The 25,218-nt window shown below is 70.4% G+C and carries 26 protein-coding genes; 16 read left to right on the forward strand and 10 right to left on the reverse strand.

From position 1 onward, the window contains the following. Window positions 1-18: 18 nt before the first annotated feature. Together ACFWBB_RS05700 and ACFWBB_RS05705 are read left to right on the forward strand one after the other, a co-directional pair. Complete coding sequence (locus tag ACFWBB_RS05700) at window positions 19-1,221, forward strand: sensor histidine kinase (protein WP_385267371.1); 1,203 nt, start codon at window positions 19-21, stop codon at window positions 1,219-1,221. A gap of 73 nt (window positions 1,222-1,294) precedes the next feature. After that, window positions 1,295-1,966: a response regulator gene (locus ACFWBB_RS05705; protein ID WP_385267374.1), complete on the forward strand. Its 672-nt coding sequence runs from the start codon at window positions 1,295-1,297 to the stop codon at window positions 1,964-1,966. Window positions 1,967-2,002: 36 nt separating this feature from the next. On the opposite strand, the gene ACFWBB_RS05710 is transcribed toward ACFWBB_RS05705, so the two are convergent. After that, the gene (locus tag ACFWBB_RS05710; protein WP_385267376.1) at window positions 2,003-3,109 is read right to left on the reverse strand and encodes a DUF5937 family protein; all 1,107 of its coding nucleotides are present in this window, start codon (window positions 3,107-3,109) and stop codon (window positions 2,003-2,005) included. A gap of 136 nt (window positions 3,110-3,245) precedes the next feature. Here ACFWBB_RS05710 and ACFWBB_RS05715 point away from each other — a divergent pair, with 136 nt between their 5' ends. Then, window positions 3,246-3,461 carry a hypothetical protein gene (locus tag ACFWBB_RS05715; RefSeq protein WP_385267378.1) on the forward strand — a complete coding sequence of 72 codons (216 nt, stop codon included), beginning with the start codon at window positions 3,246-3,248 and terminating at the stop codon, window positions 3,459-3,461. Between the two features lie 39 nt (window positions 3,462-3,500). Here the strand turns inward: ACFWBB_RS05715 and ACFWBB_RS05720 are convergent, their stop codons facing one another. Next, on the reverse strand, window positions 3,501-4,685 hold the full coding sequence (locus tag ACFWBB_RS05720) for a threonine aldolase family protein (protein ID WP_385267380.1): 1,185 nt from the start codon (window positions 4,683-4,685) through the stop codon (window positions 3,501-3,503). Window positions 4,686-4,939: 254 nt separating this feature from the next. Here ACFWBB_RS05720 and ACFWBB_RS05725 point away from each other — a divergent pair, with 254 nt between their 5' ends. The 10 genes from ACFWBB_RS05725 (at window position 4,940) to ACFWBB_RS05770 (ending at window position 13,369) form a co-directional block, all read left to right on the forward strand. Further along, entirely contained in the window at window positions 4,940-5,905 is a 966-nt protein-coding gene (locus ACFWBB_RS05725; RefSeq protein WP_385267383.1) for a Rossmann-like and DUF2520 domain-containing protein, read from the forward strand. After that, window positions 5,902-6,903 carry a pantoate--beta-alanine ligase gene (gene panC, locus ACFWBB_RS05730; RefSeq protein WP_385267385.1) on the forward strand — a complete coding sequence of 334 codons (1,002 nt, stop codon included), beginning with the start codon at window positions 5,902-5,904 and terminating at the stop codon, window positions 6,901-6,903. Before ACFWBB_RS05725 ends, panC begins: the two co-directional genes overlap by 4 nt. Next, complete coding sequence (locus ACFWBB_RS05735) at window positions 6,900-8,615, forward strand: L-aspartate oxidase (protein WP_385267388.1); 1,716 nt, start codon at window positions 6,900-6,902, stop codon at window positions 8,613-8,615. Before panC ends, ACFWBB_RS05735 begins: the two co-directional genes overlap by 4 nt. Window positions 8,616-8,620: 5 nt before the next feature. Beyond that, window positions 8,621-9,622 carry a carboxylating nicotinate-nucleotide diphosphorylase gene (gene nadC / locus ACFWBB_RS05740; RefSeq protein WP_385267390.1) on the forward strand — a complete coding sequence of 334 codons (1,002 nt, stop codon included), beginning with the start codon at window positions 8,621-8,623 and terminating at the stop codon, window positions 9,620-9,622. Between the two features lie 16 nt (window positions 9,623-9,638). After that, complete coding sequence (locus ACFWBB_RS05745; protein WP_385267393.1) at window positions 9,639-10,436, forward strand: type III pantothenate kinase; 798 nt, start codon at window positions 9,639-9,641, stop codon at window positions 10,434-10,436. A 299-nt stretch (window positions 10,437-10,735) separates the two neighbouring features. Then, complete coding sequence (locus ACFWBB_RS05750) at window positions 10,736-11,431, forward strand: hypothetical protein (RefSeq protein WP_385267486.1); 696 nt, start codon at window positions 10,736-10,738, stop codon at window positions 11,429-11,431. Between the two features lie 51 nt (window positions 11,432-11,482). Then, window positions 11,483-11,662: a hypothetical protein gene (locus ACFWBB_RS05755; RefSeq protein WP_385267395.1), complete on the forward strand. Its 180-nt coding sequence runs from the start codon at window positions 11,483-11,485 to the stop codon at window positions 11,660-11,662. Window positions 11,663-11,831: 169 nt separating this feature from the next. Then, complete coding sequence (locus tag ACFWBB_RS05760) at window positions 11,832-12,248, forward strand: BlaI/MecI/CopY family transcriptional regulator (RefSeq protein WP_385267488.1); 417 nt, start codon at window positions 11,832-11,834, stop codon at window positions 12,246-12,248. Between the two features lie 9 nt (window positions 12,249-12,257). Beyond that, entirely contained in the window at window positions 12,258-12,806 is a 549-nt protein-coding gene (locus ACFWBB_RS05765) for an amino-acid N-acetyltransferase (protein ID WP_385267398.1), read from the forward strand. Between the two features lie 227 nt (window positions 12,807-13,033). After that, window positions 13,034-13,369 (forward strand): Lsr2 family protein, encoded by a 336-nt coding sequence (locus ACFWBB_RS05770; RefSeq protein WP_015658762.1) that lies wholly within the window; start codon window positions 13,034-13,036, stop codon window positions 13,367-13,369. On the opposite strand, the gene ACFWBB_RS05775 is transcribed toward ACFWBB_RS05770, so the two are convergent. Then, entirely contained in the window at window positions 13,308-14,042 is a 735-nt protein-coding gene (locus ACFWBB_RS05775) for an SCO3374 family protein (RefSeq protein ID WP_385267401.1), read from the reverse strand. The genes ACFWBB_RS05770 and ACFWBB_RS05775 overlap by 62 nt on opposite strands. Window positions 14,043-14,471: 429 nt before the next feature. On the opposite strand from ACFWBB_RS05775, the gene ACFWBB_RS05780 reads away from it, so the two are divergent. After that, on the forward strand, window positions 14,472-17,000 hold the full coding sequence (locus ACFWBB_RS05780) for an ATP-dependent Clp protease ATP-binding subunit (RefSeq protein WP_385267404.1): 2,529 nt from the start codon (window positions 14,472-14,474) through the stop codon (window positions 16,998-17,000). 131 nt (window positions 17,001-17,131) lie between these two features. Here the strand turns inward: ACFWBB_RS05780 and ACFWBB_RS05785 are convergent, their stop codons facing one another. Beyond that, entirely contained in the window at window positions 17,132-17,767 is a 636-nt protein-coding gene (locus ACFWBB_RS05785; RefSeq protein WP_385267406.1) for an HAD family acid phosphatase, read from the reverse strand. Window positions 17,768-18,285: 518 nt separating this feature from the next. On the opposite strand from ACFWBB_RS05785, the gene ACFWBB_RS05790 reads away from it, so the two are divergent. Then, window positions 18,286-18,870, forward strand: coding sequence for a M23 family metallopeptidase (locus ACFWBB_RS05790; RefSeq protein ID WP_385267408.1), 585 nt, complete (start codon window positions 18,286-18,288; stop codon window positions 18,868-18,870). Between the two features lie 11 nt (window positions 18,871-18,881). On the opposite strand, the gene ACFWBB_RS05795 is transcribed toward ACFWBB_RS05790, so the two are convergent. Further along, the gene (locus tag ACFWBB_RS05795; protein WP_385267410.1) at window positions 18,882-19,469 is read right to left on the reverse strand and encodes a TetR/AcrR family transcriptional regulator; all 588 of its coding nucleotides are present in this window, start codon (window positions 19,467-19,469) and stop codon (window positions 18,882-18,884) included. Window positions 19,470-19,634: 165 nt separating this feature from the next. Here ACFWBB_RS05795 and ACFWBB_RS05800 point away from each other — a divergent pair, with 165 nt between their 5' ends. Beyond that, a complete protein-coding gene (locus tag ACFWBB_RS05800; RefSeq protein WP_385267413.1) occupies window positions 19,635-21,221 on the forward strand; it encodes an MDR family MFS transporter in 1,587 nt (528 codons plus the stop codon). Between the two features lie 156 nt (window positions 21,222-21,377). On the opposite strand, the gene cseC is transcribed toward ACFWBB_RS05800, so the two are convergent. The 5 genes from cseC to ACFWBB_RS05825 all read right to left on the reverse strand — a co-directional run bounded on the left by cseC (window position 21,378) and on the right by ACFWBB_RS05825 (window position 24,924). After that, on the reverse strand, window positions 21,378-22,721 hold the full coding sequence (gene cseC, locus ACFWBB_RS05805; RefSeq protein ID WP_385267416.1) for a two-component system sensor histidine kinase CseC: 1,344 nt from the start codon (window positions 22,719-22,721) through the stop codon (window positions 21,378-21,380). A 25-nt stretch (window positions 22,722-22,746) separates the two neighbouring features. Next, complete coding sequence (gene cseB, locus ACFWBB_RS05810; protein WP_385267419.1) at window positions 22,747-23,448, reverse strand: two-component system response regulator CseB; 702 nt, start codon at window positions 23,446-23,448, stop codon at window positions 22,747-22,749. 10 nt (window positions 23,449-23,458) lie between these two features. Next, on the reverse strand, window positions 23,459-23,623 hold the full coding sequence (locus tag ACFWBB_RS05815; protein ID WP_385267422.1) for a hypothetical protein: 165 nt from the start codon (window positions 23,621-23,623) through the stop codon (window positions 23,459-23,461). A gap of 114 nt (window positions 23,624-23,737) precedes the next feature. After that, the gene (locus ACFWBB_RS05820; RefSeq protein WP_385267425.1) at window positions 23,738-24,397 is read right to left on the reverse strand and encodes a hypothetical protein; all 660 of its coding nucleotides are present in this window, start codon (window positions 24,395-24,397) and stop codon (window positions 23,738-23,740) included. Next, complete coding sequence (locus tag ACFWBB_RS05825; RefSeq protein WP_385267428.1) at window positions 24,382-24,924, reverse strand: SigE family RNA polymerase sigma factor; 543 nt, start codon at window positions 24,922-24,924, stop codon at window positions 24,382-24,384. The genes ACFWBB_RS05820 and ACFWBB_RS05825 overlap by 16 nt, the downstream gene beginning before the upstream one ends. Between the last annotated feature and the right edge of the window lie 294 nt (window positions 24,925-25,218).

Here is a 25,218-nt window from a genome sequence, read left to right on the forward strand (position 1 = left end):
TTCCCTACGCTGGGTCACGTGCAGCGCCTCTATGACTTCCTTCGCAGACACCCGACCGGGGTGGACGGCTTCTGGGCCCTCGTCCTGTTCGGGATCTCCGCTGCTGCCGGAACCGCCGGTCAGGACCGCGGCGGCACTGACTCCATGGCGCTGCTGGTGCCGGTCGTGTTCCTGTTGTGCCTGGTCATCGCGTTGCGTCGGCGCATGCCTGAGCAGATGCTGGTGCTCGCCGCCGCGCTCGGACTGGCTCAGCTGGTGCTGAACGTCGGGGTCACGGCGGCCGACTTCGCCCTGCTGGTGATCGTTTACACGGTCGCCGCGACCGGCGCCCGCTGGGCCTCCCGGCTCGCGCTGGTCATGGCGCTGAGCGCGGCAACGCTGGCGCAGGTGCGCTGGCCGCACGAGAACGCGAGCGTTCCGGGCCAGGTGGCGGTCATCGTCTTCCAGACGGTCCCGTTCGCCCTCGCCTGGGTGCTGGGCGACTCCATTCGCACCCGTCGCGCGTACTTCGCGCAGCTGGAGGAGCGCGCGGCGCGTCTGGAGAAGGAGCGCGAGGCGCAGGCGAAGGTCGCGGTCGCCGCCGAGCGCGCCCGCATCGCGCGCGAGCTGCACGACGTCGTCGCGCACAACGTGTCGGTGATGGTGGTGCAGGCCGACGGCGCCGCCTATGTCCTCGACGCCGCGCCCGACCAGGCGAAGAAGGCGCTGGAGACGATCTCCTCCACGGGCCGTCAGGCCCTCGCCGAGATGCGCCGCCTGCTGGGCGTGCTGCGTACCGGCGAGCACCAGGAGGGCGGCGAGTACGTGCCGCAGCCGGACGTCGAGCAGATCGAGGACCTCGTCGAGCAGTGCCGCGGCTCGGGCCTGCCGGTGGACTTCAAGGTCGAGGGCACGCCGAGGCCGTTGCCCAGTGGCGTGGAGCTGACGGCTTACCGCATCGTGCAGGAGGCGTTGACGAACACGCGTAAGCACGGGGGGCCGAACACGGGCGCGAGCGTGCGCCTGGTCTACTTCGACGACGGTCTCGGCCTGCTGGTCGAGGACGACGGCAAGGGCGCCCCGCACGAGCTCTACGAGGAGGGCGGCGCCGACGGCGCGGGCCACGGCCTGATCGGGATGCGCGAGCGGGTCGGCATGGTGGGCGGCACCCTGGACGCGGGCCCGCGGCCCGGCGGAGGATTCCGCATCAGCGCCCTGCTTCCGCTCAAACCCGCGCATTGACACCGACGCACGCCCCTTGGTGACACCTGTCACGCCCCCCATCACAGAAGATGAAGAAACGGAAGAGGACTCGATGACGATCCGCGTGATGCTGGTCGACGACCAGATGCTGCTGCGCACCGGGTTCCGGATGGTTCTCGACGCCCAGCCGGACATGGAGGTCGTGGCGGAGGCGGGCGACGGTGTCGAGGCCCTCCAGGTGGTGCGCTCCACGGAGGTCGACGTCGTGCTGATGGACGTCCGCATGCCGAAGCTGGACGGTGTGGAGGCCACCCGGCGCATCTGCGCCGAGCCCGAACCGCCGAAGGTGCTGATCCTGACCACCTTCGACCTGGACGAGTACGCGTTCTCCGGACTGAAGGCGGGCGCCTCCGGCTTCATGCTCAAGGACGTACCGCCGGGTGAGCTCCTGGCCGCCATCCGCTCGGTGCACAGCGGTGACGCGGTGGTCGCCCCGTCCACCACCCGCCGTCTCCTCGACCGGTTCGCGCCGATGCTGCCCAGCACCGGCAAGGAGCCCCGGCACAAGGATCTGGAGCGGCTCACCGAGCGGGAGCGCGAGGTCATGGTGCTGGTGGCGCAGGGACTGTCCAACGGGGAGATCGCGGCCCGGCTGGTGCTGTCCGAGGCGACCGTCAAGACCCACGTGGGCCGCATCCTGACCAAGCTGGGGCTGCGCGACCGGGTGCAGGTGGTGGTCCTCGCGTACGAGACGGGGATCGTCCGGGCCGGTGGCCACGGCTGACCCCACGGCCCTGCGGCCCCGCGCTCGCGCCGACGGCTAGCGGAGCATCCCTTCCAGGTAGTCGCTGCCCAGCCGGGCCACCACCGTCACGTCGAGCTGGTGCAGTACGTAGCGGCCGCGCCGGCGGGTGGTGATCAGGCCCGCCTTCTTGAGGACGGCGAGGTGCCGGGATATCTCGGGGGCCGTCATCCCGTGCACCTGGGCCAGCTCGGTCGTGGTGTACGCGCTGCGGGCCAGCAGTCGGCAGATCCGCATCCGGACGGGGTGGGACAGCGCGGTCATCCGCAGAGCCAGCTGCTCCACCGAGGGCGGTGAAGCCAGTTCCGGCGAGCCGACCGGGTAGTGGAGCACCGGCTGCCAGCCGTACCGGTGGAGCACCATCAGGTGCGGCCAGCCGAGGCTCGTCGGTACCAGCAGCAGGCCGCCGTCCCCGGTGGTGCTGCGGCCCTGGACCAGCTTGTCGACGGTGATCCGCGCGGCGTCCACGTCGAGCGTCACGGCCGAGGACACCGAGGCGAGGGCCTCCGCGAGGCCCTTGCGGCGCAGGAGATCCGTCTTGTAGCGGGCGTCCGCGGCGAGGGGAAGGCGTACCCGGGCCCAGACGTCGGCGAAGAACGCCTCGTCGCAGTCCTCCAGGAACTGCCGCAGCCAGCCACGCACGCGTGGCGGATCGTCGAGCAGCCGCCGGGTGAACCGCACCTGCCGAGGTCCGCGCGTGGCGGCCAGCTCGAAGGCGCGCCGGCGCAGCGCCGGGTCGGCGAGCACGCTGGGGCTCGGCACGTCGTACCCGGGCGCACAGGTGAACTCCAGGGCCGAGTCCACGAACTGCTCGTCCGTCAGTTTGTCCAGGAGGTCGAGCTCCTCGGCGAGCGTGGCCCCGGGGAGCGTACTTCTGCCCGGGATGCCCGCGTACGGCAGGAAGATGTCCGAGAACGTCGTCCGCCACAGAAAGTCGGCCTCGCACATCCGGTCCGCCAGGTGCGAGTCGAGCCGGGCGGTCACGCCGGTGACCCAGCCCTGAAGGCCGGGATGGTGCCCCGGCTCGGACAGCGCGTGCAGCGCCATGCCGAGCTCGGCCAGGGGCGACGGCACGACCGCGACCCTCTCCGGCCGCAGCCCCGCGATGTCGATGCTCAGGCTCATGCCCTCATGGTGCACCCCACCAGTGACAACGCGGTCGGCGATTGACGACCGCCGTCAATCGACGCGACGCGCGGCCCCGTCCGGGCACAGCCTGAAGAGGCCGCGGAGACCACGTTCGTTCCTGGAGGGATCAGCCATGAGCATCACGCAGGAGTACGTCCTCGACGCCTACCGCGCCAGGCAGCACGGCGAACCAGTCGTGCCCGCGCCCGGCGCCCACGACTGGCAGGTGATCCGCGAACTGGGCGACTACGGGCAGTTCCGCGCGGTCCTCGCCGGCCGCCCCGCCCACGGGCGGCTGTGGCGGGCGCTGGTCCGCCGGCTGCGCCCGCGGCCTCGCCCTGCCTGCTGACGACCCGTCGGTCACCCTGCCCTGCTGACGACCCGTCGGTCACCCGGCCCTGTCGGCGACTTCAGTCACCCGGCCAACGAAGTCCACGACCGCCCTCTTCACGTCGTCCGCCGTCCATGTCAGTCCGGCGGCGCGGACGGTGACCTCGGTGAAGGACAGCCCCGGCCCGCCGCGGGTCCAGGCGCCGGCGAACAGCATCGTCCTGGTCCGCTCGGCCTGGAGCGCCGCCGCTTCGGCGAGTACATCCGCCTCGTACGGCAGCCAGACCTGGAACTCGTGCGTGTGCGGCACCCCGGGGTGCACACGCGCCCACGCCACGCCCGTTCCGGCGAACCCCTCGCGCAGCGCGGCGGCCACCACACGCGCGTGGGTCACGTACGCGGGCAGCCGGGGCAGCTCGCGCTCCAGGCCGACGAGTGCCGACAGCGCGGTGGGGAACTGCTGGAGGACCATCCCGCCGTAGCGGTGCCGCCAGGTCTTCGCCTCGTCCACCAGCGTCTTCGGGCCGGCGAGCGCGGCGCCGCCGAAGCCGTCGAGGGACTTGTAGAACGACACGTAGACGCTGTCGGCCAGGTCCGCGATCTCCCGCAGGGAGCGGCCGAAGTGGTGGGTCGTCTCCCACAGGCGCGCCCCGTCGAAGTGCACCACCGCGTCACGCTCGCGTGCCGCCTCGACGACCTCGGTCAGCTCCTCCCACGAGGGCAGCACATAGCCGGCGTCCCTGAGGGGCAGTTCCAGCATCAGTGCCCCGAAGGGCTCCTCGAAGTCGCGCACCTCCTCGGCCGTGGGCAGCCGGGGCTCGCGCGTCACCCGGACCGTGCGCAGTTCGCTGACGGTGGTGAGGGCGCCCCGCTCCCACACCTCGGGGTGACTCAGCGCGTGCAGCGCGACCGTGGGGTTGCCGGTGCGTCCCGCCCAGCAGCGCAGGGCGACCTGCTGGGCCATCGTGCCGGTCGGGAAGAAGGCGGCGGCCTCCGTGCCCAGCAGCCCGGCGACCCGCTCCTCCAGGGCCGCCACGATCCCGTCGCCGTAGAGGTCCGCGGGCTCGTCCAGGTCGTAGACCTGCGGCGCGGCCTCGTGCAGCAGCGCGAGCCGGTCACGCAGGGTGCCCCGGGCCCCGTCCCGCGACAGGACGCGTTCGGCGTCCCGGTGGGCGACCGCCCGCCGCTCCCGCAGGCGCTGCCGCGCCGACTTCTCCTCGCCCTGCCCGGCCGTGTATGTCATGCCCCGGATGATGCCGTGCGGCGGCTCGCGGGGCCACGGGCGTTGCAGGCGCCCGCCCGCCGCCTGTCCGTCCGCCGTCCGCCCCGCCCGCCCCCGTCCCAAGCCCCCCGCCCCCACCCGCCGGACGGCTGGTCGGGGGCGGGTGGGATAACCCACAGCCTGTGGACAACCGGATGCCTCTTCGACGGATAGCGTTAACATGACGAGAAATCGTCCGGTACCCGGAGCGGACTGGAACGGAAGGCCCCCGTCGCGTGAGTACAGTCCAACAGCCAGACCCCAGGGACCGCCCCGCGCGGCTCGCCGTCGGCGTCGTCGGCGCCGGTCGGGTGGGTCCCGCCCTGGCCGCGTCCCTCCAGCTCGCCGGACACCGCCCGGTGGCCGTCTCCGGCGTCTCCGAGGCCTCCAGGCGGCGCGCCGCGCAGATGCTGCCCGGCGTGCCCCTCCTCCCGCCGGCCGAGGTTCTCCAGCGCGCCGACCTGGTGCTGCTGACCGTCCCCGACGACACCCTGCCCGGGCTCGTGGAGGGCCTCGCCGAGACCGGCGCCGTACGGCCGGGCCAGCTGCTCGTGCACACCTCCGGGCGGTACGGCTCGAAGGTCCTCGACCCGGCCCTGCGCGCGGGCGGGCTGCCGCTGGCCCTGCACCCGGCGATGACCTTCACGGGCAGTCCCGTCGACGTCCAGCGTCTGGCGGGCTGTTCCTTCGGCGTCACCGCCCCGGACGAGTTGCGGCTGGCCGCCGAGGCCCTGGTGATCGAGATGGGCGGCGAGCCGGAGTGGATCGCCGAGGAGAACCGGCCGCTGTACCACGCGGCCCTCGCCCTGGGCGCCAACCACCTGGTCACGCTGGTCGCCCAGTCCATGGAGCTGCTGCGGGCGGCCGGCGTCGAGGCCCCCGACCGGATGCTCGGCCCGCTGCTCGGTGCCGCCCTCGACAACGCGCTGCGCTCGGGCGACGGGGCGCTCACCGGACCGGTCGCGCGCGGGGACGCGGGCACGGTCGCCGCGCACATCGCCGAGCTGCGCGAGCACGCCCCGCAGACCGTGGCCGGCTATCTGGCGATGGCCCGCGCGACCGCCGACCGCGCGCTCGCCCACGGGCTCCTCAAGCCCGAGCTCGCCGAGGACCTCCTCGTGGTACTCGCCGACGAAGCCCACGGCACTCCCGGGAACCCCGGTGCCCCGGGCACGCACGGCACCGAAGGAGATGCCGGATGACCACCACCCTGCTGCGCACCGCCGACGAACTGCACGCACGCACGCGTGGCGGCCGCCGGGCCGTCGTGATGACGATGGGCGCCCTGCACGAGGGACACGCCACCCTCGTCCGCACCGCCCGCGAGCTCGCCGGGCCGGACGGCGAGGTCGTCGTCACGGTCTTCGTCAACCCGCTCCAGTTCGGCCGGGGCGAGGACCTCGACCGCTACCCGCGCACCCTGGACGCCGATCTCAAGCTCGCCGGGCAGGCGGGCGCGGACGTCGTCTTCGCCCCGTCCGTGGACGAGGTCTACCCGGGCGGCGAGCCCCAGGTCCGCATCGACGCGGGCCCGATGGGGGAGCGCCTCGAGGGCAGCTCCCGCCCCGGACACTTCGACGGCATGCTCACCGTCGTCGCGAAGCTGCTGCACCTCACCCGGCCCGACGCAGCCCTCTTCGGGCAGAAGGACGCCCAGCAGCTCGCCCTGATCCGCCGCATGACACAGGACCTGAACTTCGGCGTCGACATCGTCGCCGTGCCGACCGTGCGCGAGGAGGACGGGCTCGCCCTGTCCAGCCGCAACCGCTACCTGTCCGCCAAGGACCGGCGCACCGCGCTGGCGCTCTCCCAGGCCCTGTTCGCGGGCCGCGACCGGCATGCCGCGCAGGAGGCACTGCGGGCACGCGCGCGTCAGGTGCCCGCCACCCACGCGCGTGCCGAGGCGCTCAGTGCCATAGGGGAGTCCCGAGCGGCGGCCGACGCGCACGCCGTCGCCAAGGCCGCCCCCGGCAACCCGGCGGCCGTCCACGCGGCGGCCCGCGCAGTCCTCGACGAAGCCGCCCGGCTGGACCCGCCGCTGGAACTGGACTACCTCGCGCTGGTCGACCCGTCGGACTTCACGGAGATCACCGAGCTCGAGGACGACTTCACCGGCGAGGCCGTCCTCGCCGTCGCCGCCAGGGTCGGGACGACCCGGCTGATCGACAACATCCCCCTCACCTTCGGAGCCGCCTCGTGACCAGCACAGGCATACGACTGCACGCGCCCGAGCCCGGGTGGAACATCGCCGCGGACGTGGTGGTCGTGGGCTCCGGCGTCGCCGGCCTCACCGCCGCCCTGCGCTGCGAGGCCGCCGGCCTGAAGACCGTCGTCGTCACCAAGGCCCGGCTCGACGACGGCTCGACCCGCTGGGCGCAGGGCGGCATAGCCGCGGCCCTGGGCGAGGGCGACACGCCCGAACAGCACCTGGACGACACGCTGGTGGCCGGCGTGGGCCTGTGCGACGAGGAAGCCGTACGGATCCTCGTCACCGAGGGCCCCGACGCCGTGCGCCGGCTGATCGAGACCGGCGCCCACTTCGACGAGGCGGAGGAGGGCGGCCTGGAGCTGGCCCGCGAGGGAGGCCACCACCGACGTCGCATCGCGCACGCGGGCGGCGACGCGACCGGCGCCGAGATCTCCCGCGCGCTCGTCGAGGCGGTTCGCGCGCGTGGCCTGCGCACGATCGAGAACGCGCTCGTGCTGGACCTGCTCACGGACGCCGGCGGTCGTACCGCCGGTGTCACCCTGCACGTGATGGACGAGGGCCAGCACGACGGCGTGGGCGCCGTGCACGCCCCCGCGGTGGTCCTCGCGACGGGTGGCATGGGCCAGGTGTTCTCCGCCACCACCAACCCGTCGGTGTCGACCGGCGACGGTGTGGCGCTCGCCCTGCGCGCGGGCGCGGAGGTCGCCGACCTGGAGTTCGTCCAGTTCCACCCGACCGTGCTGTTCCTCGGCGCGGACGCCGAGGGCCAGCAGCCCCTCGTCTCCGAGGCCGTGCGCGGCGAGGGCGCCCACCTGGTCGACGCGGACGGCGTGCGCTTCATGGTCGGGCAGCACGAGCTGGCCGAGCTGGCGCCCCGGGACATCGTCGCCAAGGGCATCATGCGCCGCATGCAGGAGCAGGACGCCGAGCACATGTTCCTCGACGCCCGCCACTTCGGCGCCGACATGTGGGAGCACCGCTTCCCGACGATCCTCGCCGCCTGCCGGGTCCACGGCATCGACCCGGTCACCGAGCCCGTCCCGGTCGCCCCGGCCGCCCACTACGCCTCCGGGGGCGTGCGCACCGACTCCCACGGCCGTACGACCGTGCCGGGCCTGTACGCGTGCGGCGAGGTCGCCTGCACCGGCGTGCACGGCGCGAACCGGCTCGCGTCGAACTCGCTCCTCGAAGGCCTCGTCTACGCGGAACGCATCGTCGCCGACATCGCGGCGAGCCGCGCGGACGACGGTCTGCACGCGCGGGTGCCTGCGCCGGTCGAGCACCCCGAGAAGCCGGCCCACCCGCTCCTCGCCCCGGAGGCCCGGTTCGCCATCCAGCGGATCATGACCGACGGCGCGGGCGTCCTGCGCTCCGCCGAATCCCTGGAGAAGGCGGCCGGCCAGCTGGTGCGGCTGCACTCCGACGCCCGGGACGCCCTCGACGAGAACGGCAAGACGGCCGAGCCCGGTGTCGACACCTGGGAGGCCACCAACCTCCTGTGCGTGGCGCGGGTCCTGGTCGCCGCCGCCAGGCAGCGCGAGGAGACCCGCGGCTGCCACTGGCGCGAGGACCACGCCGACCGCGACGACGCGAACTGGCGCCGGCACATCGTCGTACGGCTGAATCCGGACCGCACGCTCGCCGTACACACCACCGATACCGCAGACTTCCCCCCGACCCGGCAGCACCACCAGGAGCAGTGACAGACGTGAGCACCCCCGACCTTCCCCTCGCCCAGAGCGGCGGCTGCGGCGACGGCTGTGCCTGCGGCGCCGACGCAGACGCCGAATTCACCGACGAGGGATACGCCGAATACGCTGAGTGCGGGCTCGATCCCGCGCTCGCCCAGCTGTTGTCCGAGGCCGGACTCGACCCCGTGGAGGTCGAGGACATCGCCAACGTCGCCATCCAGGAGGACCTGGCTCACGGAGTCGACGTGACGACCGTCGCGACCATCCCCGAGGAGGCGGTCGCCACCGCCGACTTCACCGCGCGTGAGGCGGGCGTGGTCGCGGGCCTCAGGATCGCCGAGGCGGTCGTCTCGGTCGTCTGCACCGACGAGTTCGAGGTCGAGCGGCACGTCGAGGACGGCGACCGGGTGGAGGCCGGCCAGAAGCTGCTGTCCGTCACCACGCGCACGCGTGACCTCCTCACCGCCGAGCGCAGCGCGCTCAACCTGCTGTGCCGCCTGTCGGGCATCGCCACCGCCACACGCGCGTGGGCGGACGTCCTGGAGGGCACCGGGGCACGCGTGCGTGACACCCGCAAGACGACCCCGGGTCTGCGCTCCCTGGAGAAGTTCGCCGTCCGCTGCGGCGGAGGCGTCAACCACCGCATGTCGCTGTCCGACGCGGCGCTGGTCAAGGACAACCACGTGGTCGCCGCGGGCGGCGTCGCCCAGGCCTTCGAGGCCGTGCGGGAGACCTTCCCGGACGTGCCGATCGAGGTCGAGGTCGACACCCTCCACCAGCTGCGGGAGGTCGTCGACGCCGGCGCCGACCTGATCCTCCTGGACAACTTCACGCCCCCGGAGTGCTCGGAGGCCGTCGGCATCGTCGGCGGGCGCGCCCTGCTGGAGGCGTCGGGCCGGCTGACCCTGGTCAACGCCAAGGCGTACGCCGAGACCGGCGTCGACTTCCTCGCCGTCGGTGCCCTGACGCACTCCTCGCCGATCCTGGACATCGGTCTGGATCTGCGAGCGGCGGAGTAGGGAACGGGGACCGGCCATGCTGCTGACGATCGACGTGGGCAACACGCACACCGTGCTCGGCCTGTTCGACGGTGAGGACATCGTCGAGCACTGGCGGATCTCCACCGACGCCCGCCGCACCGCGGACGAACTGGCCGTGCTCCTCCAGGGCCTGATGGGGATGCACCCGCTGCTCGGGGACGACCTGGGCGACGGCATCGACGGGATCGCGATCTGCGCGACCGTGCCCTCCGTACTGCACGAGCTGCGCGAGGTGACCCGGCGCTACTACGGCGACGTGCCCGCCGTGCTCGTCGAACCCGGCGTGAAGACCGGCGTGCCGATCCTGTTCGACAACCCCAAGGAGGTCGGCGCCGACCGCATCATCAACGCGGTCGCGGCGAACGAGCTCTACGGCGGCCCGGCGATCGTCGTCGACTTCGGCACGGCGACGACCTTCGACGCGGTCAGCGCGCGCGGGGAGTACGTCGGCGGGGTCATCGCCCCCGGCATCGAGATCTCCGTCGAGGCCCTCGGCGTCAAGGCCGCACAGCTGCGCAAGATCGAGTTGGCCCGGCCCCGGAGCGTGATCGGCAAGAACACGGTCGAGGCGATGCAGTCCGGGATCGTCTACGGGTTCGCGGGCCAGGTCGACGGCGTGGTGACCCGGATGGCCCGTGAGCTGGCGGACGACCCGGACGAGGTCACGGTGATCGCGACGGGCGGGCTGGCGCCGACGGTGCTCGGCGAGTCCTCGGTGATCGACGAGCACGAGCCGTGGCTGACGCTGATCGGGCTGCGCCTGGTGTACGAGCGGAACGTGTCACGCATGTGAGCGACAACGGCCGCCGTGCAGTCAGGACCGGCGCGGCCGCGCCGGTCCGGTCCGGGCCGACCCGGCCGACTCCGCCCACCGGGCGGGTGGACGAGCGGAGGCAGGCCGGGGTGAGCGCGGCGGGCCGGGGACGGTGGCGGCGGGTGACGCGGCCCGGCGGGGGCGGGCCACCGAGGGGCCGGGGCCGCCAGGGCCACCAGGGCGGATTACGGGCGCGCCACGCCCACCCCTTATGTCGAATTTGTCTGATTAGCGCGTATCGTCGCGGCATGCCCACGCCCTACGGATCCCGCGGCGGCATGGCGTTCGGCACGGAGGAGCTGCGTGTGCTCCGCCGCGCCCTCGCCCTCGCCCTCCACCCCGGCCCCGTCTCCGCCGAGGACATCCAGGACTGCCATCGCCTCGCCGAGTCCCTCGACGAGGCGATGCGTGAGGCCGCCCGGTTGCGGGCCTTCCTGGTGGCCGACCTCGCCCGGTACCGCGCCGCCCTCCCCGGCACCGCCGCCGGCTACCTCGCGCTCCTCGAACAGGTGCTGACCACCGGCTACCGGCCCGACCCCGACGATCTCGCCGCGCTCCGCGCCCTGCGCGGCAACCCCGCGGCGGCCGCCCTGCTGACCCGCTGCCAGGTGCTCGCCGAACGGGACGTGCGTGCCCGTCTGGCCTGCCGCACGGTCCGCAGGGCGCCGGAGGCCGCTCCGACCGTCCCGGCGTCCCGTACGCGGCTTCTGGCCCTTCCCGGGGGTCTTTCCGCGGAAGGCTGGGCCCGTATGCCCGTCGCCGCCGGGGAGCAGGGCGGGCGGGCGGGTGAGGAGCCGCGGAAGAAGCCCCCCGGATCGCCTCCGGCACCCGCCCCCGGTCCGGCCCCCGTCCGGCCCGTCACGCCGGAGCCCGCCCGCAGGCCCGTCCCCACGCCGGGCGAGGTCTTCCCGCGCCGCAAGCCGAGCCCGTCGCCGCCCGCCGATCCGGAGCAGCGCAGGATGGCCGCCGGCTGACACGCGCGACCCTGCCCCGGTGTCCGGTTCCCTTCTGGCTACCCTGGGTCCATGGACTATGTCTCCGCGCTCGTGCCTCCCGTCGTCATGGCCGTTTTCTTCGTCGGTGTGATCAGGGTGATCGTGAAGACCCAGGGCGGTGCCAACAAGGCCAAGGAGGACGCGGCCGTGGACGCCGTCCTCGCGCGCGCGGACGGCGCCCGGCGGGCCCCCGCAGGTCCCGACGCCTGACCCGGCCACGACGCTTCCGCATCCCCAGGGCGTGCGGCTCCTTTCGGGGCCGTGCGCCCTTTTTGTTCGCGTTTGCCGATAAAAGTGCCCGTCCGGCACGCGATTGGCGAGATCTCCCACTATTGTTCTGAGCGTGCCTCGCCCATTGGGAGAACTCGAAGACTCGGTCATGACGCGGGTGTGGAAGTGGAACCGCCCGGTGACCGTTCGAGAAGTCCTGGAAGACCTTCAGCAGGAACGGTCCATCGCGTACACCACGGTGATGACCGTTTTGGACAATCTCCATCAGAAGGGCTGGGTGCGCCGCGAAGCGGAAGGCCGGGCCTATCGATATGAGGCGGTCTCGACCCGGGCCGCCTACGCAGCCGCCCTGATGAACGACGCCTGGGCGCAGAGCGACAACCCCGCCGCCGCTCTCGTCGCCTTCTTCGGGATGATGAGCGAGGAACAGCGGCTCGCGCTGCGCGACGCCGTACGCATCGTCCAAGGTCCGGAAACAGCCGAACCCGCGACTGCGGGGAGTCCCGGGAGTACGGGGAGTACCGGCGAGAACCCCGGCTCGGCGACGGAGGCCGACGGACGATAGCGTCCGCACATGTCAGCAGAGAGTCCCCCGGCCGAGAACCGCGAAGTCACCGCTAAAGCCATCACCGTCCGCCGGGCCCGGACCGGCGATGTCTTCGCCGTGCGCCGTCTCCTTGACGCGTACGTCCGCGGCGGCATCCTGCTCGACAAAGCCACGGTGACGCTTTACGAGGACATCCAGGAGTTCTGGGTCGCCGAACGCGACGACAACGCCGAGGTGGTCGGCTGCGGCGCCCTGCACGTGATGTGGGAAGACCTGGCGGAAGTCCGCACTCTCGCGGTGAAGCCCGGGCTGAAGGGCGCCGGTGTCGGTCACCAGTTGTTGGAGAAGTTGCTCCACACCGCCCGGTGGCTCGGCGTTCGCCGGGTTTTCTGCCTGACCTTCGAAGTGGACTTCTTCGGCAAGCACGGCTTCGTGGAGATCGGTGAGACGCCGGTCGACACCGATGTCTACGCGGAGCTGCTGCGTTCCTATGACGAGGGCGTCGCGGAGTTCCTCGGACTCGAACGAGTGAAACCGAACACCTTGGGCAACAGCCGGATGCTTCTGCATCTGTGATCGTCGCCGTCCATTCACATCGACGCGCACTGCCCTGGTTCCCTATGTCCGAAACGCGCACGTTTCCGGGCGAGGGGCGGGCTGCCGGTCTCTGCCGGGGGTTTGTGTTTTCCCAGCAAAAGCGGTTTGCTTTCCGACGTACTGCAGTACTGCATATAACAGGGGCTCGGCTAAACGGCGGACGCCGCGGACCCCCGACCCTCACGTTTTCGATGAAAGGAAATCCGGTGGCACAGAAGGTTCAGGTCCTTCTTGTCGACGACCTCGACGGCGGCGAGGCGGACGAGACCGTGACGTTCGCGTTGGACGGCAAGACCTACGAGATCGATCTCACGACTACCAATGCGGACAAGCTCCGTGGACTTCTCGAGCCCTACGTGAAGGGTGGCCGTCGTACCGGGGGCCGCGCTTCGGGTGGGCGTGGAAAGGCGCGCGCCGCTTCCGGTGGCAGCCAGGACACCGCCCAGATCCGCGCGTGGGCCAAGGAGAACGGTTACGAGGTCAATGACCGCGGCCGCGTTCCGGCGTCCATTCGTGAGGCTTACGAGAAGGCCAACGGCTGAGGCTCGCGCGCCGCAGCCGGACACGGTGACAGTGCGTCGCCAGCGTGTCCACCAGCCGTACGAGATCGGGGGCGCCCCCAACGTCCCCCAGTGCCGACATCATCGGCAGCGAGGCCTCTGTCTCGCACCCTGCCACGGGGGGCCGCAGCCAGACGGCGGCCCCCTGCACCGGCCCGGGACGGTTCGGGCCCGGCTCACGGTCCCGGTCCGGCTCACGGTCCCGGTCCGCCTCACGGTCCCGGTCCGGCTCACGGTCCCGGTCCCGCCCGGAAGGTGGAAGGGGAGCCTCGATGAGCCCGCCCGCGCCGATCGCCGTCAGATCCAGTGGCAGCGCGCCCCACTCCAGCCACTGAAGGATCCCCGGCACCTCCTCCGCGCCGCCCGCCGCCACCAGCAGCCGCATCCGGTCGCCCCGCACGGCCACCGGCGAACCCGGCGCCAGTCGCCGCAGTGCCCCGAGGCCCGCCTCGGCCGGCACGTCCAGCACGTCGAAGCGCTCGCCCACCAAAAGTCGTACCGGCTCCCCGGGCACCGTGGTCCAGCCCAGTTCGTTCTCGTACCAGCCGCGGATCCGGTCGGCCGGATCATCCGGGCCGGGCGGCCGTCGGGGGAGGGGGACCGTGAGGATCGCGGCGGCGGCCGAGCAGACAGCCGATGGGACTGAGCCAACCATGCCAAGTGCAACCGCCGAAAGGCCCGCGAGTTACGCTGGGTGTTTGGACGGACGCCCACTGTGTCGACAATCGGGGCGTGTGGGGGTGTCGGGGGACGCAAGGTTGTTCGCCCGTAGCGGAGGGGACGGGGGCGTACGGCATGGACTGTCGGTCGCAGCGGGTAAGACATCCCTAGTGGGAGGGGGCGACACGCAGGAAAGGCCGTCTCACGTTCGCCATCGGCGTACTGGCGACTGGGGTAACTGCCTGGCCTGCGGGAACATCGTCTCGCACCATCGGGTTGGAGCAGATGTCGGCGTTCGGGGTCAGGAGGCCATCGACGGTGTCGGCAGTTGGAATGAGCGGTCCCCGCTTGCGGGACTAAGCTGCGGAAGGACAGGGAGGGGAAGTTCCCCCCACTGCCTGACCGCTCTGAGGAGCGATTAACGATGTTCGAGAGGTTCACCGACCGCGCGCGGCGGGTTGTCGTCCTGGCTCAGGAAGAAGCCCGGATGCTCAACCACAACTACATCGGCACCGAGCACATCCTCCTGGGCCTGATCCACGAGGGTGAGGGTGTCGCCGCCAAGGCCCTTGAGAGCCTCGGGATTTCGCTCGAGGCGGTCCGCCAGCAGGTGGAGGAGATCATCGGTCAGGGCCAGCAGGCCCCGTCCGGGCACATCCCCTTCACCCCCCGTGCCAAGAAGGTCCTGGAGCTGTCGCTCCGCGAGGCGCTTCAGCTGGGACACAACTACATCGGCACGGAGCACATCCTGCTCGGCCTGATCCGCGAGGGCGAGGGCGTCGCCGCCCAGGTCCTCGTCAAGCTGGGCGCAGATCTCAACCGGGTGCGGCAGCAGGTCATCCAGCTGCTCTCCGGCTACCAGGGCAAGGAGACCGCCGGCGCCAGTGGTGGCCCTGCCGAGGGCACGCCCTCGACGTCCCTGGTCCTCGACCAGTTCGGCCGGAACCTCACCCAGGCCGCTCGTGAGTCCAAGCTCGACCCGGTCATCGGGCGCGAGAAGGAGATCGAGCGGGTCATGCAGGTGCTGTCCCGCCGCACCAAGAACAACCCGGTCCTGATCGGTGAGCCCGGCGTCGGCAAGACCGCCGTCGTCGAAGGCCTCGCCCAGGCCATCGTCAAGGGCGAGGTGCCCGAGACCCTCAAGGACAAGCACCTCTACACCCTGGACCTCGGCGCCCTGGTCGCCGGCTCCCGCTACCGCGGTGACTTCGAGGAGCGACTGAAGAAGGTCCTCAAGGAGATCCGCACCCGTGGCGACATCATCCTGTTCATCGACGAGCTGCACACGCTGGTCGGTGCGGGTGCCGCCGAGGGCGCCATCGACGCCGCCTCGATCCTGAAGCCGATGCTGGCCCGTGGTGAGCTGCAGACCATCGGTGCGACCACGCTGGACGAGTACCGCAAGCACCTGGAGAAGGACGCGGCCCTCGAGCGCCGCTTCCAGCCCATCCAGGTCGCGGAGCCGTCCCTGCCGCACACGATCGAGATCCTCAAGGGTCTGCGTGACCGGTACGAGGCGCACCACCGTGTCTCGATCACCGACGAGGCGCTGGTCCAGGCCGCCACCCTGGCCGACCGGTACATCTCGGACCGCTTCCTGCCGGACAAGGCGATCGACCTGATCGACGAGGCCGGTTCCCGGATGCGTATCCGCCGGATGACCGCGCCGCCGGACCTGCGCGAGTTCGACGAGAAGATCGCCGGCGTCCGCCGCGACAAGGAGTCCGCGATCGACTCGCAGGACTTCGAGAAGGCCGCCTCCCTCCGCGACAAGGAGAAGCAGCTCCTGGCCGCCAAGGCCAAGCGGGAGAAGGAGTGGAAGGCCGGCGACATGGACGTCGTCGCCGAGGTCGACGGCGAGCTGATCGCCGAGGTCCTCGCCACGGCCACCGGCATCCCGGTGTTCAAGCTGACCGAGGAGGAGTCCTCGCGTCTGCTGCGCATGGAGGACGAGCTCCACAAGCGGGTCATCGGCCAGATCGACGCCGTCAAGGCGCTGTCGAAGGCGATCCGTCGTACGCGTGCGGGCCTCAAGGACCCGAAGCGTCCCGGTGGTTCGTTCATCTTCGCCGGTCCGTCCGGTGTCGGTAAGACCGAGCTGTCCAAGGCGCTCGCCGAGTTCCTCTTCGGTGACGAGGACGCGCTGATCTCCCTCGACATGTCGGAGTTCAGCGAGAAGCACACGGTGTCGCGGCTCTTCGGTTCGCCCCCCGGATACGTGGGCTACGAAGAGGGCGGCCAGCTGACCGAGAAGGTCCGTCGCAAGCCGTTCTCCGTCGTCCTCTTCGACGAGGTCGAGAAGGCCCACCCGGACATCTTCAACTCGCTGCTCCAGATCCTGGAGGACGGTCGGCTGACCGACTCCCAGGGCCGGGTCGTGGACTTCAAGAACACGGTCATCATCATGACGACCAACCTCGGCACCCGGGACATCTCCAAGGGCTTCAACCTGGGCTTCGCGGCCTCGGGCGACAAGAAGTCGAACTACGAGCGCATGAAGAACAAGGTCTCGGACGAGCTCAAGCAGCACTTCCGCCCCGAGTTCCTCAACCGCGTCGACGACGTCGTCGTCTTCCCGCAGCTGACGCAGGAGGACATCCTGCGGATCGTCGACCTGATGATCGACAAGGTCGACGAGCGCCTCAAGGACCGGGACATGGGCATCGAGCTCTCCCAGCCCGCGAAGGAGCTGCTCGCGAAGAAGGGTTACGACCCGGTGCTGGGTGCGCGTCCGCTGCGTCGCACCATCCAGCGCGAGATCGAGGACACGCTCTCGGAGAAGATCCTCTTCGGCGAGCTGCGCCCCGGTCACATCGTGGTCGTGGACACCGAGGGCGAGGGTGAGACCAAGACCTTCACCTTCCGCGGCGAGGAGAAGTCGGCTCTGCCCGACGTCCCGCCGATCGAGCAGGCGGCCGGCGGCACCGGACCGAACCTGAGCAAGGAAGCCTGACCCTCAGGGGGTTGAGCGCAGAAAGGGGCCGGTGCTTCACAGCACCGGCCCCTTTCGCATGCGCTCACAAGCCTCGCAGACGTCTCACGGCCCCTGCCGTGGCCTCCACGGCCATGGCAGGGGCCAGGGGGCTACGACAGCTGGCCGTCGTAGTCCGGCAGTTTGTACGTCGTCTCGGCGTGGCCGCCCGAGAGGTCGGTGGCGCTGTTGCCGATGTTCGCGATGATCGTGTAGCCCTTGGACTCGATGTTGACGCGCTGGGCGGTCTTGTAGGCGGCGACGTCCTTGAAGAGGTCGAGGAAGCCGCGTACGTACAGGCCGGAGACCTTGTAGCCGACGTACTTGAGGTTGTAGTCGGTCACCCCGGAGATGATGCCCGGGCGGGCGGTGACGAAGAACAGGGAGACGCCGTGCTCCTGGGCGTACTCGGCCACGTCGAGGACCGGCTTGTTGGCCGGCTGGGGGTAGCTGAAGCCGAAGTCGGTCTCCAGTGTGGTGTTGTCGATGTCGAAGACGATCGCCTGCTTCTCGCCCGGCTTGGTGGCGGCGATGCGCTGCTTCAGCGCCGGCAGGGCCTGGTTCATCACGGCCTGGCAGTCCTGCTGCCAGGTGGCGTAGTCGACGTCCTCGGCGGCGGCCGTGGTGGCGACGGTGGAGGTGCCGGTGGCCGTCGCGGCCTGGGCGCCGACCGGGACCGCCATCGCCGTGACGGCTGCCGTCGCCACGGCGGTCATGGCTATGCGGCGCGTCCAGGTGCCTCTGGTCATGTGTGGGGTCCTCTCGCGTCCTTGCGCTGCCGGTGTCGTGAGCATGCTGATAGCTGGTGGTGACCTGGGGGGAACCAGCGGGTTACTGGACGGTAGAGGTGACTGAGAGCCTGATCACAGACCCGCGTACGCGAACGTGAGCGGGGTCACAAGTGGCCCGTGAGGTACGGGAGTAGCCGCCGTCACATTCCGAAGTCCCTTACAGGGGGCGGCCGGTGACATGCGGCACAGACGATTCGGGCGCTACTAGACCGAATAGTCGTAGCCCAATTAGGAGCAAAAAGGACATACGGCCCCAAGGTTCCGACCCTCGTTCAGGCCTCCGGCGTGGGGCGCTGCCGCAAGTGTCGGGAAAGGGCGATCTGTCAAGAAGTGAGAAGTTTTGGGGTGAAGTACTAGATTAAGTCGTAGATCACACGTTTGGGCGCTTGTGGGCCCCGGGGTTACCAAGGGATGGCCACTGCGGCGGAGGTTCACGCCGGGTGGTTTCTTCTGCCCCCACCCCCGTGAGGTCTTCGATGTTCCAGCACGTCACGTTCCGTTCCTCCCGTACGTCCCTGCTCCGCACTCGTGTGGCCGTCGGGGCCGCAGCCCTGGGCGCCTCGGTCGTGCTGGGAGCCGGAGTGGCGTCCGCCGCCGCGCCCGCCGCAGCACCGGCCGCCGCCAAGACGGCCGCCTCGGCGGCTTCCTGGATAGACCCGGTGAAGAAGTACACGCTGTCCGCCGGATTCGCCCAGGCGGGCAAGATGTGGCAGTCCACGCACAGCGGTCAGGACTTCGCCGTGCCGAGCGGCACCAAGGTCATGGCCGCGCACGGCGGCACCGTGGTCAAGGCCGGCGGCAACGGAGCCGGTGACGGCCCCGCCTACGGCAACGCCATCGTGATCAAGCACGCCAACGGCGTGTACTCGCAGTACGCCCACCTCTCGCGCATCGAGGTGAAGGTCGGTCAGATCGTCAAGACGGGCCAGAAGATCGCCCTGTCGGGCAACACCGGCAACTCCAGCGGCCCCCACCTGCACTTCGAGATCCGGACGACCGCGAACTACGGTTCGGCGATCAACCCGGTCACCTTCCTGCACAGCAAGGGCGTGAAGGTCTGACGCCCATGTGATCAGGTGCCCTGGTGCGCCTGTGTCACCAGATCGATGGCGACCTCGAGGACGGCTGCGCGCTTGTCCTCGGGGTCGCCTTCGAGGTCCTGGAGGAAGAACATGCCGGCGTGCAGCGTGAAGATGGCGCTCACGCAGCGGACCTGGTCGGTGAGGGGGGCGTCCGTGTCGATGATGATGTCGCGCAGGCCCCGCATGCGGTCCTTGAACGAGTCGCCGATCTGGAGTTCCCGTACCGTCGCCTGGTTCTCCTGCATGAAGCGGAAGAGCGGGGTCGCCTCGGAGAGGGCCCGGCTGTAGCGCCGCACGAGTTCCTGCTTGGTCTCCAGGGTGTGCGGCTGGCTCCTGCCCCAGTCGATCAGGTCTTCGATCGGCTTCGTCAGATCCGTGAAGATGCCGACGATGATCTCTTCCTTGGTCTTGAAGTGGTAGTACAGGGCCGCCTTGGTGACCTCCAGGCGCTCCGCGATCTCGCGGAGGGAGGTCTTCTCGTAGCCCTGCTCGGCGAAGAGTTCGAGCGCGACGTCCTGGATGCGCTGGCGGGTGTTACCGCGCCGCTGCTGCTTCGTGCCGTCCATGGTGACGTCCATTCTCGTGCTCTCGCGCTCCCGCTGGAACTTACTTGCCGTCCGGCTAGTTACCTACGGGAACTTACTTGACGCCCGGCTAGTTGCAGGTCTACCTTCCCAGTGTAGTGAACTAGCCGGGCGGCAGGTAAGTGGCCGGCCGGGGGGAAGCCCAGGGGAGTGGGAACGATGGCGGACACGAAGACAGTCGAGACCGAACCGGAGAAACAGCCCAGGAGCGTGCGGGTCGTCCTGCTCGCACTGATGATCACGATGATGCTCGCGATGCTCGACAACATGATCGTGGGCACGGCGATGCCTACGATCGTGGGTGAGCTCGGCGGACTCGAACACCTTTCGTGGGTCGTGACCGCGTACACCCTCGCGACCGCGGCCTCCACCCCGCTCTGGGGCAAGCTCGGCGACATGTACGGGCGCAAGGGCGCCTTCATGACGTCGATCGTGATCTTCCTGATCGGGTCCGCGCTGAGCGGTATGGCGCAGAACATGGGCGAGCTGATCGGCTTCCGCGCGATCCAGGGTCTCGGCGCCGGCGGTCTGATGGTCGGCGTCATGGCGATCATCGGTGACCTGATTCCGCCGCGGGAGCGCGGCAAGTACCAGGGCATGATGGCCGGCGTCATGGCGCTGGCCATGATCGGCGGTCCGCTGGTCGGCGGCACCATCACCGACAACTGGGGCTGGCGCTGGTCCTTCTACATCAACCTGCCGCTCGGCGTGGTGTCGCTGGCCCTCATCAGCGCCGTCCTGCACCTGCCGACGAAGCGTTCGCAGTCGCGGATCGACTATCTGGGCGCCGGTCTGCTGACCGTCGGCATCACCTCCATCGTCCTCGTCACCACCTGGGGTGGCTCGGAGTACGCCTGGTCGTCCGCGCGGATCATGGAACTCATCGGGATCGGTGTCGCCTCGCTCATCGGGTTCGTGTTCTGGCAGAAAAGGGCCGCCGAGCCGATCGTGCCGCTGCACATCTTCCGCAGCCGCAACTTCACCCTGATGTCGCTCATCGGCTTCGTCACCGGCTTCGTGATGTTCGGCGCCACCCTCTTCCTGCCGCTGTACCAGCAGTCGGTGCAGGGCGCCTCCGCGACCAACTCCGGTCTGCTGCTCCTGCCGATGCTCGGCGCCATGCTGGTCACCTCGATGGTGGCGGGCCGGGTGACCACCAACAGCGGCAAGTACAAGATCTTCCCGGTCGTCGGCAGCGTCGCCATGGTCATCGGCCTGTACCTGCTGTCCACGATGGACACCGGGACCAGCCGTCTCACCTCCGGTGTGTTCATGGCCGTCGTCGGTCTCGGCATGGGCTGCCTGATGCAGATCACGATGCTGGTCGCGCAGAACAGCGTCGAGATGAAGGACATGGGCGTCGCTTCCTCGTCCACCACTCTCTTCCGTACGCTCGGCTCCTCCTTCGGTGTCGCGATCATGGGCGCGCTGTTCAACAGCCGCGTCCAGGACGTCATGTCCGAGCGGGCCGGCGCCCTCGGTTCCAAGGTCACCGAGCAGTCCGCGCAGCTCGACGCGGCCAGCCTGGCCAAGCTGCCCGTCGCGGCCCGCGAGGCCTACCAGCACGCGGTGTCGGCCGGTACCCACTCCGCCTTCCTGCTGGGATCCGTGGTGGCGGTGATCGCGCTGGTGGCGGCGGTGTTCGTGAAGGAGGTCCCGCTCAAGGGGGCCGGACCGCAGAAGGACGGCGCGGAGCCGACCGACGGTACGGCTGCGGCGCAGCCGCCCCTCGTCGAGGCGCTCTGACCCGAGGCGCTCTGACTCGAGGCGATTCGACTCGAGACCGTCTGAGTCGAGGCAGTCCGACCTCGTTGCAGTGAGCCAAGGCCCCCCGGCGGTGTCCGCCCCGGGGGGCCTGTTGCTTGGCCCTTCGACCGAGCAGCGCACCGCGGCCTGTCCGCCTCACGGCATCAGCCGGTGGCTTCCCGTGTTCGTCGGCGCGTGCTCGGGCAGCCACAGGACGGCGACGGCGCCCTCGGCGGGTATGTGCTCCGGGGCTCCCGCCGGCCGTACGTTGCGGAAGGTCAGCCGGGCCCCCAGTACGCGGGCCTGGCCCGCGGCGATGGTGAGCCCGAGCCCATGCCCGTGTCCGGCCCGGTCGGCGCTGCCGGTGCGGAAACGGCTGGGTCCCTCGGCGAGCAGGTCCTCGGGAAAACCCGGGCCGTGGTCGCGGACCCGGATGACCCGGCCCTCGACGGTGACCTGGATCGGCGGCTTGCCGTGCCGGGCGGCGTTGGCCAGCAGGTTGAACAGCACGCGCTCCAGGCGCCGGGGGTCGGTCGTGACCATCGACTCGTGCACCACCCGCACCTCGACGTCAGGGTCCTTGGCCGCGACCCGCCGGGCCACGAACTCGCCCAGCACGATGTCCTGGAGTTCGGCGCGCTCCGAGGCACCGTCGAGGCGGGCCACCTCCAGCACGTCCTCGACCAGGGTGCGCATGGCCTTCGCCCGGTCCAGGACCAGTTCCGTCGGCCGGCCGGGCGGCAGCAGCTCGGCGGCCGTCAGCAGTCCCGTCACCGGGGTACGCAGTTCGTGCGCGATGTCGGCGGTGACCCGGCGCTCGGCCTCCAGCCGCTCCTGAAGCGTGTCGGCCATGGCGTCCACCGCGCTCGCCAGATCATCGGTCTCGTCCCGCACGACCCCGCCGATCGCGTCCCGTACGCGCACGTTCGACTCGCCCTTGGCGACCTGGTTCGCCGCGGCCGCCGCCTTGCGCAGCCGGCGCGAGAGCTGCCCGCCGATGAGCACTCCGAGCGCGCTGCCGCCGAGGACCACCGCGATGGAGCCGATCACCAGAGCCTGGTCGAGATCGTTGAGGATGTCGGTGCTGCGGTCGGTGAAACCGGTGTGCAGGGACAGCACATGCCCGTCCTTCACCGGCACGGCCGCCCAGATGTCCGGCACTCCACCCGTGCGGTCGGAGACGAAGGTGGCCCGGCGGCCCTCCTCGACCTTCTCCCGCAACGACGGCGGCAGGCTGAAGTCGTCGATCTTGATGTTGGGGAAGTTCGGCCGTCCCGACTGCTCGTAGTTTTTCTGGGCGATCTGGACGCGTTCGTCGGCGAGGTCGCGTGCGTTGTCCAGCATGGACACGCGGGCGGCGTTGTGCACGACCAGGCTGAGCGCGATCGCCACCAGCGCGCCGACCAGCGCGATCGCCGCGCTCAGTTTCCATCGCAGCCCCGTACGGATGCCCACGCCCTCCGTGCGGGCCGGAACCAGCTGCCGGATCATCCCCCGCATCCTCCTGCCCCTGTCCCTGCCCCGCTCAGGCCTTCAACTTGTAGCCGAAACCGCGGACCGTCTCGATACGGTCCTGACCGATCTTCGTCCGCAGCCGCTGCACATGGACGTCCACGACCCGGGTGTCGCCGCCCCAGCCGTAGTCCCACACCCGCTCCAGCAGTTTGTCGCGCGAGAGAACCGTGCCGGGAGCGGAGGAGAACTCCAGCAGCAGGCGCATCTCGGTCGGGGTCAGCGCCACCGGCTGCCCGGACCGGCGCACCTCCATGCCCTCGGTGTCGATCTCAAGATCACCGAACGACAGCACTCCGCCCGCGGTGGAGGCGGCGGGCTCGGTGCGGTCGCCGCCGCCGGCGTGCCCGAAGCGGCGCAGTACGGCGCGGATCCGGGCCACCAGCACGGCGCCGTCGAAGGGCTTGGTCACGTAGTCGTCGGCGCCGGCCTCCAGACCGAGGACGACGTCGATGGAGTCGGCGCGCGCCGACAGCATGATCACCGGCACGGTGGACTCGTCCCGGATCCGCCGGCACAGGCTCACGCCGTCCAGGCCCGGCACCATGACGTCCAGCAGCGCGATGTCCGGGCGGTCCGCACGGAACGCCTCCAGTCCCGACAGGCCGTCGGGCATCGCGGTGACCACGAAGCCGTCCCGCTCGAGGGCGAGCTGGGTGGCCTCGCGGATGACGTCGTCGTCCTCGACGAACAGGACGTGGGTCTGGTCTGCCATCCCGGTGCTCTCAGTTCTCGTATGCGTTCATGTAGGCGTTCCCGTGTGCGTTCATGTACGCGTGCGGGCCGTCGATCCGGCGGGGTTCTGTCTGCGTCCTGTCGGTGACCTGTCGGGTGTGTCCCTTGCTTGGACGCGTGGAGCGCGCGGAGCGTTCACTTCTCGTGCGTTCCATGTGTGCTCCCTGCCGGTCCTTGCCCGTCCCTGCCCGTCCATCCATTGATCGGAACGAGCGGCCCGATCGGTTCACACCGCCGGAAGATTTTTTCGGACGCCGCTCCGGGGCAGGTCAGCCGGCCTCCGGCACCACCGTCGGGTCCGTACCGACGACGCTGCTGTAGTCGTTGTGCCAGCTGTACTCCTTGACGAAGTGGCCCGAGGTCCAGCGGTACGTGATCACGTTCTCACCGGACGGGTCGGAGACCGGGTCGCCCTTCTCGTACACCTGCTTGGTCACCACCAGGTCGCCCCGGTCCATCTCCGCGTAGACGGGCGGCTCCTCGGCCCTGAACACGTTCATGTAACCGCCGTCGATCCTGCGGTACACGTACGAGCCCACGCCGACCACGTCGCCGCAGGTGAGTACGTTGACGATGATGTCGTTTCCGGAGCCGCCGGTGAGGTCACCGTACGAGACGTCGACCGGGTACTCGTCGCCGACGCAGGGCTGAAGCTCGCGCTTGACCTCCGCCGAGACCGCGGGGTCGTCCTTGACCAGCCGGACCGCGTCCGTCCGGTCGGGGGGAGCGGTGGAGGCCGACGAGGGGGAGGTGGTGGCGCCCGCCACCGCGTCGGCGTGGGCCGGGCCCTCGTCACGGGCGCCGGTGCCGCCGGTGCCACAGGCGGAGACGAGAAGGGCGAGGGCGGCGAGCACGGACATCGCCGTGATCGCCGCCTGGATGGTGCTTCGGGCCGGTGTGGGCCCGGCCTCGGTCAGGCCGCCACGCAACGCTCCCGCTCCTCACGCTCCAGCGCGCGTGCGTCCAGATCGCGGGCTTCCAGCTCCTCGCGGAGCCGGGCGAGCGCCCGGTGCAGCGTGCTCTTGACCGTTCCGGCCGACATGCCGAGGGCGGCGGCCGTCTCCTCCGTGGACATCTGCTCCCAGTGTCGCAGCACGACGACACTGCGCTGCTTCGGAGCGAGAACCTTCATCGCGTCCATCAGCAGGGCACGGTCCGCGTGCTGCTCGGTGGAGTCGTCCACACGGGCGTCCGGGAGCTGCTCGGTCGGGACTTCCTCGAGCTTGCGGGCCCGCCACCACTCGGTACGGGTGTTGATCATGACCCGGCGCAGGTAGGCGTCCGCGAGCCGCTTGTCCGCGATGCCGTCCCAGCGGCCGTACGTCCGGGCCAGTGCGGTCTGGAGGAGGTCCTGTGCGTCGACCGGATCCGGGACCAGGCGCCGGGCGCTGCGCAGCAGCGCGTCCTGCCGCGTGCGGACGTATTCCTCGAACTCGAGCACCTCGTCCTGTGCCATGGTCAACCGCCTCCGATTCCCCGTACCGGCGGACTGCCGCCGCCGGTTCACTGCCTGTGGTCTGTAGCCGTCGTGTTCCTGCCGGGTACGCAACTGAAGCTACGGAGGTGTTGTCACGGCGCTGTCCGAAGCAGCCTGCGGCTAGCGCTCAGCTGTCCGTCAGTTGTGTAACGGAGCGAGGTTCGGGGTAGAGAGACGGGCTGAATGCGTCACCTATAGGGCGTTGTGTCCGGCTGTTGAGCGTGACAAGAGCCCGGCGACGGCTGTGATGGAGCCGTACACCTGTGAAATGAC

Source organism: Streptomyces sp. NPDC060000 (assembly GCF_042737375.1).
Taxonomy (GTDB): domain Bacteria; phylum Actinomycetota; class Actinomycetes; order Streptomycetales; family Streptomycetaceae; genus Streptomyces.